Annotated in this window: 8 protein-coding genes; all 8 read right to left on the minus strand. The window is 72.4% G+C overall.

The window, feature by feature from the left end:
- Window positions 1–107: 107 nt before the first annotated feature.
- The 8 genes from ACZ4VT_RS32340 to ACZ4VT_RS32375 all read right to left on the minus strand — a co-directional run bounded on the left by ACZ4VT_RS32340 (window position 108) and on the right by ACZ4VT_RS32375 (window position 8,488).
- Window positions 108–1,637: an alkaline phosphatase family protein gene (locus tag ACZ4VT_RS32340; RefSeq protein WP_467954970.1), complete on the minus strand. Its 1,530-nt coding sequence runs from the start codon at window positions 1,635–1,637 to the stop codon at window positions 108–110.
- 132 nt (window positions 1,638–1,769) lie between these two features.
- Window positions 1,770–2,843, minus strand: a complete 1,074-nt coding sequence (locus ACZ4VT_RS32345) for a 2-aminoethylphosphonate ABC transporter substrate-binding protein (RefSeq protein WP_467954971.1) — start codon at window positions 2,841–2,843, stop codon at window positions 1,770–1,772.
- Between the two features lie 56 nt (window positions 2,844–2,899).
- The gene (locus ACZ4VT_RS32350; protein WP_467954972.1) at window positions 2,900–3,697 is read right to left on the minus strand and encodes an ABC transporter permease; all 798 of its coding nucleotides are present in this window, start codon (window positions 3,695–3,697) and stop codon (window positions 2,900–2,902) included.
- The gene (locus ACZ4VT_RS32355; RefSeq protein ID WP_467954973.1) at window positions 3,684–4,715 is read right to left on the minus strand and encodes a 2-aminoethylphosphonate ABC transporter permease subunit; all 1,032 of its coding nucleotides are present in this window, start codon (window positions 4,713–4,715) and stop codon (window positions 3,684–3,686) included. The genes ACZ4VT_RS32350 and ACZ4VT_RS32355 overlap by 14 nt, the downstream gene beginning before the upstream one ends.
- On the minus strand, window positions 4,708–5,757 hold the full coding sequence (locus tag ACZ4VT_RS32360; RefSeq protein WP_467954974.1) for an ABC transporter ATP-binding protein: 1,050 nt from the start codon (window positions 5,755–5,757) through the stop codon (window positions 4,708–4,710). Before ACZ4VT_RS32360 ends, ACZ4VT_RS32355 begins: the two co-directional genes overlap by 8 nt.
- Window positions 5,754–6,449, minus strand: coding sequence for a phosphonatase-like hydrolase (locus ACZ4VT_RS32365; protein ID WP_467954975.1), 696 nt, complete (start codon window positions 6,447–6,449; stop codon window positions 5,754–5,756). Before ACZ4VT_RS32365 ends, ACZ4VT_RS32360 begins: the two co-directional genes overlap by 4 nt.
- 5 nt (window positions 6,450–6,454) lie before the next feature.
- Window positions 6,455–7,576 carry a TIGR03364 family FAD-dependent oxidoreductase gene (locus ACZ4VT_RS32370; protein WP_467954976.1) on the minus strand — a complete coding sequence of 374 codons (1,122 nt, stop codon included), beginning with the start codon at window positions 7,574–7,576 and terminating at the stop codon, window positions 6,455–6,457.
- Between the two features lie 159 nt (window positions 7,577–7,735).
- Complete coding sequence (locus ACZ4VT_RS32375; protein ID WP_467954977.1) at window positions 7,736–8,488, minus strand: GntR family transcriptional regulator; 753 nt, start codon at window positions 8,486–8,488, stop codon at window positions 7,736–7,738.
- Window positions 8,489–8,796 lie beyond the last annotated feature (308 nt).

Here is an 8,796-nt window from a genome sequence, read left to right on the forward strand (position 1 = left end):
CCCCCACCTCACCCCCCCCCCCCCCCCCCCCCCCCCCCCCCCCCCCCCCCCCCCCCCCCCCTCCCCCCCCCCCCCCCCCCCCCCCCCCCGGACCGCGAGGGCCTGGATCAGCTCAGGCGGACGTTGTCGACGGCCCAGTACCAGTTGTTGTTCCCGCTGTAGCGGAAGCGGATCTGGACGTCGGTGGCGCCGGCCGGGACCTGGAGCGCGAGGGACTCGGCCTTGGCGACGGCGTCGGCGGTGTAGGACTTCACGACGGCCGGGGTGCCGCCGTTGTAGGAGACCAGGACCTGGGCGCTCTGGCCGGCCTCCTGGCGGTAGTGGGTCTGGAAGGTCAGATTGCGCGTGCTGCCGCCGGTGACCGCCCACTTGGGGGTGATCAGGGTGGAGTCGAAGGTGCCCGTGTGGCTCTTGTCGTCCCACTCGTCGGAGTCGGCGACGGCGAAGACGTCACGGGAGCGGACGTTCAGCTCGCGCCACTGGTCGCGCTGCGACTGGCTCCAGAACTCGTCGGTGGCGAAGGCCCAGCCGGCCCACTCGGTGACACCGCCGGTGCCCATCCTGGAGTTGTCCACGGACCAGCCGGCCGGCGGGGTGTGCGTGAAGCCCTTCACGCCCGCCGGGATGCCCGTCTCGTCCACGCGCGCCTGGAGGTTCGGGCGCAGGGTGTCGAAGGGGTCGTCGTCCGGGGCGTTCAGCGGGACCCCGTCGATGCCGGGGGCGCTCACGCCGACCTGGGCGAGCGCGGTCGCGGCCACGTCGACCAGCTTCACGTCGTCGCGGACCGAACCGGCCGGGATTCCCGCGCCCTTGGCGATGACGAAGGTGGCGCGCTCCTGGATGGTCGAGCCGCCGTGGCCGCCGGAGTTGGTGTGGCCGTGGTCGGTGGTGACCAGGACCTTCCAGTTCTCCTGGGCGTACGTGGGGCGGTTCTGGACGGCGGCGAGCAACTGGCCGACCAGGGCGTCGACGCGCGCGATGGTGTCGAGGTACTGCTGGCTGGCGGCGCCGTAGGAGTGGCCGGCCGCGTCGATCTCGCCGAGGTAGACGAAGGCGGCGTCCGGGTTCTGGTCGCGCAGCTCGGCGGCGGCCGCGGCGGCGATCTTCGGGTCCTCGTTGCGGTAGCCGTCGCGGTCGCCCTTGAGGGAGAGGCGCTTGTCGACCTTGGCGGAGAAGATGGGGCCGTTCTGGTCGGTGGAGGTGATGGGCTCCCAGTCGGCGGCCGCGTACGTGTTGAGCGCCGGCTTGGCGTTCTCGATGCGGGTGAGGAAGTCCGGGTACGCGGTGTAGTTCTTGCCGGTGAAGGAGTTGTCCTTCACCCCGTGCTTGTCGGGCCAGACTCCGGTGGCGATGGTGGACCAGCCGGGGCCCGAGGAGGTGGCGGCCATCGGGTTCGCGTAGAGGGTGCTGCGGGCGGTGAGGCCCTGGGCCATCAGGCCGTTCAGGTGCGGCGCGTTGGCGGCCTTGACGCGGTCGAGGACCGCGCCGTCGATGCCGATGACGAGGACCTTGTCGGTGCCGGCGAGCGCCGCGGCCTCGTCGGCGGTGGCGGCGTGCGCGCCGAGGGCGGTGGCGAGCAGGGCGGTGGCGGTGGCGGCCACGGCGAGGGTGCGTCCGGCGGGGACAGCAGTGGGCACGAACTCCTCCGGGAGTGATCGTGGGAAGGCGCTGGGGACGTGCGCCGGGTCCGGACCGAAGGTGCGGTCTTCGGTCCAGACCCGTTATGCAACGGTCACTCTGCTGGTCGTGGATGACCAGGAGGCAACCAGTCAGCTTCCGGTCGCCGACTTCCACGCGTCGACGTAGCCGGTGAGGTTCTTGTCGATGTCGGCCCAGTCCGGCTCGAAGATCTCCACGCCCGCCATGATCTTGGTGAGCTCGACGGCGTTGGCGTCGGTCGGCTTGACGTCGGTGCGCGCCGGGAAGCCGCCGCCGATCTCGCTGACCAGCTTCTGGGCCTCCTCGCCGAGCATGAAGTCGAGGAGCTTCTTGCCGTTCTCGGAGTGCGGGGCCTTGTCGACGAGGCCGGCCGCGTAGGGCAGGGCGAAGCTGGTGGGCTTGCCGCCGTCCTTCGCCGGGAACCAGATGCCCAGGTTCGGCATGGACTTGGACTGTGCGAAGTTCATCTGGACGTCGCCGTTGGCCACGAGCAGCTCGCCCTTGTCCGTCTTCGGCGCGAGCTTGCTGGTGGAGGAGGACGGGCCGACATTGTTGGCCTGGAGCTTCCTCAGGTACTCCAGCGCCGGCTCCTTGCCGCCGAAGTCGTGCATCGACTTGATGAGGACGGCCGTGCCGTCGCCCGCGACGCCCGGGGTGGAGTACTGCAGCCTGCCCTTGTACTTGGCGTCGAGCAGCTCCTCCCAGGTCTTGGGGGCCTCGGGGAGCTCCTTCTTGTTGTAGACGAAGCCGAAGTAGTTCTTGACGACCGAGGTCCACTTGCCGTCGGCGGCCTTGTCGGCGCCGTTGACCTTGTCGGAGCCCTGCGGCTCGTAGGCCTGGAGCAGGCCCTTGCCGTCGGCCTGCTGGATGAAGGGCGGCAGGGTGATCAGCACGTCGGCCTGGGTGTTGGTCTTCTCGCGGACGGCGCGCTGCACCATCTCGCCCGAGCCGCCCTCGACGTACTTGACCTCGATGCCGGTCTTCTTGGTGAAGTCGGCGAAGACCTTGTCGTACCAGCCGTCGCCCTTCTCGCTCTTGAGGCCGTCGGCGCTGTAGACGGTGACGACCTTCTCCTCGCCCTCGGAATCGGCGGAGGAGGAGCCGCCGCAAGCGGTGAGGGAGGCGGTGAGGGCGAGGCCGGCGACGACGGCGGCGGCGCTGCGGAGCACGAGCTTGCTGGGCATGGAACTTCCTTACGGCGAAAGGGAGTCAGCGGGGGTTCCGGGGATTCAGCGGGGATTCAGCGGTACGAGGCCCTGGTGCGGACGCGGGAGACGGCCAGGAGGACCAGCAGGGTGGCGGCCATCAGGACGACGGCGACGGCGGAGCCGCTGAAGAGCGAACCGCGGTCGGTGGCGGTGAAGACGCGGACGGGGAGGGGCATCCAGTCCGGCGGGTAGAGCATCATCGTGGCGCTCAGCTCGCCCATGGACAGGGCGAAGCAGAGGCCGGCCGCGGCCGTGAGGGACGGCAGCAGGAGGGGGAGCTTGATCCGCCACAGGACGTACGCGGGGCGGGCGCCGAGGGAGGCCGCCGCCTGCTCGTACGCGGGGTCGAGCCGTACGATCGCGGCCGAGACCGACTGGTAGGCGAACGCCGTGACAAGGATGGTGTGCGCCAGGATGACGATCGAGCTGGTGCCGTTGAGCAGGACCGGCGGCCGGCTGAAGGCGACGAGCACGGCGAGGCCGACGACCACGGACGGGACGGCCACGGGCAGCATGAACAGCGCGTCCAGGGACCGCTTCCCGCGCTGCTTCAGCGTGGCGGCGGCCAGCGCGGCCCAGGTGCCGACGGTGAGGGCGAGGAGGCTGGCGGCGAGCGCGGTGACCAGGCTGGTGGTGAGGGCCCGGAGGGATTCGCCGCGCACGGCGGAGGCGTAGTTCGCGGTGGTCGGGCCGGAAGGAAAGGCCCCGGACCAGTGGGTCGAGAAGGACGCGGCCACCACGACGAGCAGCGGCAGGGCGAACAGCGGCAGGAAGAGGAGGCCGAAGAGGCCCCAGGCCGCCCAGCGGCCGGTCTTGCTATGCACCAGCACGCTTGCTCACCACCCGGTAGAGGCCGAACAGGCCGACGGAGATCGCGATGTTGACGACGGCGACCACGCAGGCGGCCGCGTAGTCGGATTCGAGGATGGCCTTGCCGTAGATGAGCATCGGCAGGGTCGTGACGTCCTTGGCTCCGGTGAAGAGGACGATCCCGAACTCGTTGAGGCACATGACCAGGACGAGGCTGCCGCCCGCGGCGAGCGCCGGCAGGGCCTCGGGGAGGATCACCCGCCGGACGATCCGGGCCGGCCGGGCGCCGAGGCCGGCGGCGACCTCCAGCTGGGCGGTCTCCAGCTGGGAGAAGGCCGCGAGCAGCGGGCGCATCACGAAGGGCGTGAAGTAGGTGATCTCCGCGAGGAGGACGCCCCAGGGGGTGGTCAGGAAGTGGAAGGGCCCCTCGGCGGCTCCGGTGAGGCCGGTCCAGGCTCCGTTGGCCATGCCCACCGTCCCGTAGACGAAGAGGAGGGCGAGGGTGACGAGGAAGGAGGGGAAGGAGAGGAACACGTCGATGAACTTCGCGACGGCCCGTGCCCCGGGGAAGGGCACGAACGCGATGATCAGCGCGAGGACGAAGCCGAGGACGAGGCAGCCGGCGGTGGCCCCGACGGCCAGCCAGACGGTGGTCCCGAGCGCCTCGCGGAAGCTCTGCGAGGCGAAGACGGAGGCGTACGCGTCGAAGGCGCCGCCGCCGTTCTCGGGGCTCAGCGACTGCTGGACGACCAGCGCGAGCGGATAGAGGAACACCAGCGCGAGCACGGCGACGGGCGGCAGCGCCCACAGGGCGCGATTGCGCCTCGCCGCACCATCCAGCCCCGCCGGCGTTTGAGGCGCGGGGCCCGGGGCGGAGCCCCGATCTTTCAGCCCCGCCGGCGTTTGAGGCGCGGGGTCCGGGGCGGAGCCCCGATCTTTCAGCCCCGCCGGCGTTTGAGGCGCGGGGTCCGGGGCGGAGCCCCGAGCCTCCCCGGCGGGGGCCGGTACAGGCGCGGCGCGCCGAGTCGCCTCAGCCATCCGACACCCCAGCGGCCAGCAACACGGCATCGCGTGGCTCGAAGTGCAGCGTGACCCGGTCCCCCAGCGCCGGAGTCTCCCGCAGCTCGGGAAGGTCCGCCTTGACGCGGTGGCCGTCGACGTCGACGTACAGCCGGTGCGTCGAGCCGCGCCACTGGACCTCGGCGATCGTCCCGGTCAGGGCGTTGGGGCCGGCCCCGAGGCCGAGCAGGTGCGGCCGTACGCACAGGGTGGCCGTGGAGCCCGGCGCCGCGCGGCCGCGGTCGAGGGTCAGGGTGCGGCCCTCGAAGACCGCGCCGGCCTCGGCGACCGTCACCGGCAGCAGGTTCGCGTTGCCGACGAAGGACGCGGTGAACTCGGTGCGCGGGGCCCGGTACAGCTGCTGCGGGGTCCCGCAGTCCTGGAGGCGCGCCTTGTCCATGACGGCGATCCGGTCGGCCAGGGTGAGCGCCTCGACCTGGTCGTGGGTGACGTACAGGATGGAGACGTCGGGCAGTTCGCGGTGCAGGCGGGCCAGTTCGGCGAGCATCCCGGAGCGCAGCTGCGCGTCGAGCGCCGAGAGGGGCTCGTCCAGCAGGAGCACCCCGGGGCGGATGGCGAGGGCGCGGGCGATGGCGACCCGCTGCTGCTGGCCGCCCGAGAGTTCGCGGGGGTAGCGCCGCGCGTAGGCGCCCATGCCGGTCAGTGCCAGGGCCTCGGCGACCCGGCCGGGTATCTCGGCCCTGGATGCCTTCTGGGCCCGGAGGCCGAAGGCGACGTTGTCCTCGACCCGCATGTGCGGGAAGAGCGCGTACTGCTGGACGACCATGCCGATGCCGCGCTTGTGCGGCGGGAGCGCGGTGACGTCCTTGCCGCCGATCAGCACCCGGCCCGCGACGGGCCGCACGAAACCGGCGACCGCTCGCAGCGCCGTGGTCTTGCCCGAACCGGAGGGGCCGAGCAGCGCCATCACCTCGCCCGGTTCGACGGTCAGGTCGAGGGAGTCCAGGACGGTCGCGGCGCCGTAGGCGACGCTGACCCCGTCGAAGCGGATGCCGCTCACGCCGACTCCAGCAGGAGGTCCGGGAGTTCGGCGACGGAGCCGAGGACGTGGGTCGCGCCGTTCGCCGTGAGCGCCGCGCGGTCGTGGGCGCCGGTGAGGACGCCGGCGACGATCCCGGCGCCGGCGCGACGGCCGCTGAGCATGTCGTAGGCGGTGTCGCCGGCGACCACGGTGTCGCGTACGTCGGTCACGGCGCCGGTGCGCAGGAACGCGGTCAGCACCATGTCCGGGAAGGGCCGGCCGCGGCCGCCCGCGTCGGCCGGGCAGAGGGTCAGGTCGGCGAGGCCCTGCCAGCCGAGGGCGTCGAGGATGGCGTCCTGGGTGACGCGGGCGAAGCCGGTGGTCAGGACGACGGTGCGGCCGTCGGCGCGGAGCTTCTCGACGGCGGCACGGGCGTCGGGGACCGGGGTGATCAGGCCGCCGTCGACGAGCTCCGCGTACGCCTCCTCGAAGGCGGAGTTGGCGCGCCGGGCGAGGTCCTCCGTACCGAAGAGGTGGCGGAAGACAGTGATCTTGGACTCGCCCATGGTGTCGCGGACGTACTGGAGCTTGGCGGCGTGGTCGGGGGTGCCGGGTTCCACGCCCAGGCGCTCGGCGGCGCGCTCGAAGGCGCGCTCGACGAGGCCGCCGTCGGCGACGGTGGTGCCGGCCATGTCGAGGACGATCAGGTTCTGCGTGCGGTTCTCGGTCATCTGACTTACCAGCCCAGTTCGTTCGCGGTGGTCTCGGCTATGGCGGGCGAGCAGGTCATGCCGCGTCCGCCGGGTCCGGTCACCAGCCAGACGCCGTCGGCCACCCGCTGGCGGTGGACGACGCGGGTGGTGTCGGTGCACTGCGCGTACACGCCCGCCCAGCGGCGCTGGATCCGTGGCAGCGGGCGGCCCAGGAAGCCCTCGACCACCCCGGTGAGGTGTTCGTAGGGGTCTTCGAGGGTGTCGAAGGCGAAGGGGTGCTCGTACTCGTGGGTGTCGCCGATGGTCAGTCCGCCGTCCTGGCGCTGGACCATCAGCAGCTGCATCTTGTGCGCGGCGGCGACCGGCGCCTGGTCCTGCCCTGCGTTGAGGGCGTCGAGCGCGGGGGACTTGTACGCGGGGTAGTAGCGGAAGCTGTCGGCGTCCGCGACGGAGGTGGTGAGCGCCTCGCCGAGCGGGGCGGTCTGCATCATCTGGAGGCGGACGCGGCGCACGGGCAGGTCGGGGACCAGCTCGCGGACCAGGCCGGACAGCCAGGCGCCGGTGGCGAGGACGACCGCGTCGCCGCGGTGCACGTCGCCGTGGTCGTCGCGGACGGCGCCGGGGGCGATCACCTCGCGCACCTCCCGGCCCGGCAGGAAGGTGTACCGGCCGGTGGCCTTGAGCGCCTCCCGCAGGTGGAGCTGCGCGGTGCGGGGCTCGACGGCCGCGTCGCGTTCGCACCACAGGGCGGCCTCGAAGGCGCCGCGCAGGGCCGGGTTGATCTGCCGCGCCTCGTCGGCGGTGACCAGCTTGTAGCCGCGGGCGGCGGCGTCGGAGCGGGCCAGGGCCGCCTCGGCGACGGCGTACTCGCGGTCGGTGCGGACGGGGGTGAGGGAGCCGTTGGCACGGAAGCCCAGGCCGGGCACCTCCGCGCCGATGCGCTCCCAGAGCTCGCGGGCCCGCAGGGCGGTGTCGAGCTCCTCTCCCCCGGCCCGTCCGCTGACCCAGATCTGGCCGAAATTGCGCAGTGACGCGCCGCGGGCCTCCGCTTCTCGCTCGATCTGGACGACCTCGTGGCCGCGTTGGACTGCTTGCCAGGCGTGCATGGTGCCGACCACGCCGCCTCCGACGACTATGACTCTCACGCCGCCAACGGTGGGCGCGGACCGTGACCCCGAAGGATCCGTCCGGCAACGCGTCGGTGAACGGCCCTCGACACTTGGACTAGACCCGTTATCATTCTGTGACCAGAGTGCGGTGTTCATATGTCCCTTTACAGCGGGTGTGCGTGGATCGACCTCGAGCTATTCGGCTCGCAGGCGGGTCGTGAAGCTGAACCGATCACCACGGTAGAGCGAACGGACCCGTTCCAGCGGCCGGCCGTCCTGGTCCCGCGAGAAGCGGTGGATGAGCAGCATCGGGAGGGCGGGCGGGGTACCGATCAGCAGGGCTTCGCGGGGGGTCGCGAGGACCGTCTCCAGCTTCTCGTCGGCCTCGCCGAAAGCGATGTCGAGGCTGTCGCGGAGGTACCCGTAGAACGAGGAGTCCGGCTGGAAATCGCTGTCGAGGCGGGGGGCGCGGGCCACTCGGATGTACGTGCTCTCCAGGCCGACGCGCTCGTCGTCGGCCAGCAGGACCCGCTCCAGGTGCCAGACGGGCTCGCCGGGCTCGGCGCCGATGCCGGCGGCCAGGTCGGGCGGGCAGGGGAACCGCTCCAGGCCGATGAGGTGACGGCCCGGGCGGCGGCCCTGGCGGCGCACACCCTCGGTGTAACTGGCGAGGGAGAGCGGCTGCTCCAGCTTCGGCCCGGCGACGACCGTCCCGCGGCCGTGGCGGCGCAGCCGGCCCTCCAGCAGCAGCTCGCGCAGGGCCTGGCGGACGGTCTCGCGGGACACCTCGTAGTGCTCGGCGAGATCCCGCTCGGTGGGCAGCGCACCGCCCTCGCCGAGCTCGTCGATGAGGCCGGAGATGCGGGCCTTGACGGCGTAGTACTTGGGGATGCGGCCGTGCTCGGGAATGCCGGAACGCACGGGTGAGCCGGGGCGGTGTTCTTCCACGGTGGGACTCTATGCGGGGCGGCCCGGGGGGCCGTACGGGGGCGGTCGGGGTCGGTCGGGGTCGGTCCCGGCGGAGCCGGCCCGTTGTGGCCGGGGCCAAAGATCGGGGCTCCGCCCCGGACCCCGCGCCTCAAACGCCGGCGGGGCTGGGTTTGGTGCGGCGGGGCCTGGGCGCTGGGTGGAGCCGGTTCCGGCGGGGCCGGGCGCGCGCCGGGGCGTCTCCTCGGACGCCGAACGTGTCGGGGGGTCGGAGAGCCGGGGGCACCTTGCGTTCGACGCCCTGCGGGGATCACCCCGACACACACCCG

The sequence above is a fragment of the Streptomyces sp. NPDC029164 genome, from assembly GCF_055563995.1.

Bases quoted from the DNA above. Each gene is read 5' to 3' on its own strand.
- ACZ4VT_RS32345 (WP_467954971.1), bottom strand. From the start codon at position 2,843: ATGCCCAGCAAGCTCGTGCTCCGCAGCGCCGCCGCCGTCGTCGCCGGC.
- ACZ4VT_RS32365 (WP_467954975.1), bottom strand. From the start codon at position 6,449: ATGACCGAGAACCGCACGCAGAACCTGATCGTCCTCGACATGGCCGGC.
- ACZ4VT_RS32355 (WP_467954973.1), bottom strand. From the start codon at position 4,715: ATGGCTGAGGCGACTCGGCGCGCCGCGCCTGTACCGGCCCCCGCCGGG.